The sequence below is a fragment of the Allofournierella massiliensis genome (assembly GCF_004345265.1).
GTDB lineage: Bacteria > Bacillota > Clostridia > Oscillospirales > Ruminococcaceae > Allofournierella > Allofournierella massiliensis.
The window spans coordinates 1-2,681 of sequence record NZ_SLUM01000066.1 but is presented as its reverse complement, the minus strand read 5'-3'; the positions used below and the strand labels follow the sequence as shown (position 1 = coordinate 2,681).

General features: G+C 61.5%; 1 protein-coding gene and 2 pseudogenes. 1 reads left to right on the top strand and 2 read right to left on the bottom strand.

Features of this window, described 5'->3' with window-relative positions:
- Nucleotides 1–102: 102 nt before the first annotated feature.
- Together EDD77_RS17810 and EDD77_RS17805 are read right to left on the bottom strand one after the other, a co-directional pair.
- Nucleotides 103–1,749, bottom strand: a pseudogene (locus tag EDD77_RS17810) (ABC transporter ATP-binding protein); the annotation flags it as partial.
- Nucleotides 1,736–2,296: pseudogene (locus tag EDD77_RS17805) on the bottom strand (ABC transporter permease); the annotation flags it as partial. The pseudogenes EDD77_RS17810 and EDD77_RS17805, both read right to left, overlap by 14 nt.
- A gap of 11 nt (nucleotides 2,297–2,307) precedes the next feature.
- On the opposite strand from EDD77_RS17805, the gene EDD77_RS17800 reads away from it, so the two are divergent.
- Nucleotides 2,308–2,544, top strand: coding sequence for a LysR substrate-binding domain-containing protein (locus EDD77_RS17800; RefSeq protein ID WP_058962559.1), 237 nt, complete (start codon nucleotides 2,308–2,310; stop codon nucleotides 2,542–2,544).
- Nucleotides 2,545–2,681 lie beyond the last annotated feature (137 nt).

Genomic DNA, 2,681 nt, shown 5'->3' with positions numbered 1-2,681 from the left:
TTGGCCGACCCATTCGTGGCCCCTTGAGGGGCGTTGTCTGTATTATGCCCTTCTAGGGCTTACTCAAGCCCCCGGCTTTGCCGGGGGTCCTGACTATGGGGGTTATGCCCCTATGGCGTTGCCGGTGTACAGTTGATAGTAGCGGCCCTTCTGGGCGATCAGCTGGTCGTGATTGCCCCGCTCGATGATGCGGCCCTGCTCCAGTACCATGATGCAGTCGGCGTTCTTTACGGTGGAAAGCCGGTGGGCGATCACGAAGGTGGTGCGGCCGGTCATCAGCGCATCCATGCCCTGCTGCACCAGCGCTTCGGTGCGGGTGTCGATGCTGCTGGTGGCTTCGTCCAGAATCAGCACCGGCGGGTCCGCCACAGCGGCCCGGGCGATGGCCAGCAGCTGCCGCTGGCCCTGGGAAAGATTTGCGCCGTCGCCGGTGAGCAGGGTGTTATACCCCTCGGGCAGATGGCGAATGAACCGGTCGGCCCCGGCCAGCTTTGCGGCGGCGATGCACTCCTCGTCGGAGGCATCCAGCCGGCCGTAGCGGATGTTCTCCAGCACGGTGCCGGTGAACAGATGGGTGTCCTGCAGCACCATGCCCAGGCTGCGGCGCAGGTCGGCCTTTTTGATCTTGTTGATGTTGATGCCGTCGTAGCGGATCTTGCCGTCCGCAATGTCGTAAAAGCGATTGATCAGGTTGGTGATGGTGGTTTTGCCCGCGCCGGTGGAGCCCACGAAGGCGATCTTCTGGCCGGGGGTGGCGAACAGGTCGATCTCGTGCAGCACCAGCTTGCGCTCGTCGTAGCCGAAGTCCACATGGTTGAACACCACATCGCCCTGCAGCCGGGTGTAGGTGAGGGTGCCGTCGTGGTGGGGGTGCTTCCAGGCCCACAGGCCGGTGCGCCCGGCGCACTCGGTGAGGGTGCCGTCCGCGTTTTCCTTCGCGTTCACCAGCGTCACATAGCCCTTGTCCTCCTCGGGCTGCTGATCCATCAGGTCGAACACACGCTGGGCACCTGCCATGGCCATGACCACGCTGTTCAGCTGCTGGCTGATCTGGGTGACCGGCTGGGTGAAGTTCTTGTTCAGGGTCAGAAAGGAGACCAGCGCGCCCAGGGTCAGCGCCGCGCCTGCCACTGCGCACAGCACATAGCTGATGTTGCCCAGGTTTGCGTTTACGGGCATCAGGATGTTGGCGAACTTGTTGGCGTTGTCGGCGCTCTGGCGCAGCTGTTCGTTCAGCTGGCGGAAACCCTCCAGGCTTTTTTCCTCATGGCAGAATACCTTGACCACCTTCTGGCCGTCCATCATCTCTTCAATGTAGCCGTTCACCCGGCCAAGGTCCTTCTGCTGGCGGGCGAAGTAGGTGACGGAACGGCCGCCCAGTTTGGAGGCGGCAAAGAGCATCACGCCCACCATCACCAGCGTGATCAGGGTCAGGGGGATGTTCAGTGCCACCATGCTCACGAAGGTGGCGGCAATGGTCACGCCGGAGTTGATCATCTGGGGCAGGCTCTGGCTCATCAGCTGGCGCAGGGTGTCCACGTCGTTGGTGTAAACGGACATGATGTTGCCGTGGGCATTGGTATCAAAGTAGCGGATGGGCAGAGACTCCATGCGGGTGAACAGCTCCACGCGCAGCCGCCGCATGGTACCCTGACTGATGGTGACCATGATGCGGTTGTAGCCGTAGGCGCACAGGATACCCACCGCGTAAACGCAGGCCAGCGAGACAAGCGCCCGGGCCAGCGGGGCTGGTGATGTCCGGGGTTTCGGTGAGCACCTCAGCGATGCGGTGGGCGCTGGCGGCGCTCATGGTCACCATGACGAACACCATCGAAAGCATCATCAGCGACATCAGTACACCCATCACATAGCTGAACAGAGAGGTGAGCTCGCCGGTGGTCAGGCTGCCGGCCACCACAAAATGGGCGCCGAACCAGGACAGGGCAATGATGCAGCCGTAAACCACCAGCATCATCACCGGGTTGTTGAAGGCCAGCAGACCCTCGGCCTTCACAAACAGGTTATACAGGTTCTGGGCGGCCTTGGTGAACTTTTCGGTCTCGTGCTCCTCCCGCACGTATGCCTTCACCACCCGGATGGCGCTCACATTTTCCTGCACGCTGGCGTTCAGGTCGTCGTACCGGCGGAATACCTGATCGAAGATGGGAATGGTGCGCCGCATGATGAAGATCAGCGCCGCGCCCAGAACCACGATGGCTGCCAGAAATACCAGACTCAGCCGCAGGTTGATGAAAAAGCACATGGCCATGCAGCAGATCAGCATCAGCGGAGCGCGCGCCGGGCGAGTTGTTCTTCGGCGAGTCGCCGGAGGCGGTGATCACGCTGGTGAAGGCCGGGTTCGGTCTTGCGGTGATGCCCCGGCTGTTAACCCCTCCGGACCCGGAACTGGTGCTGCGGCCTCTGGCGGGGGTGGAGCCGCTGTCCTTCGGAATATATTACAAGAGCCTGAAGGGCAACCCGGTGCTGCGGCAGTTTGTGGCGCTGATGCGCCGGTACCACAGCGGGCAGGAAGAGGGAAAATAAAAAGAACCGGCGGGCGGTATCCTATGGATACCGCCCGCCGGTTCAGCTTGTAGAAAAACCTGCTGTGACAATCTGAACTGCTACCCGTCAAGAGGACAGTGAAAAAATATAAAGTTTTCCCGGCCAGCAGCCAGTAG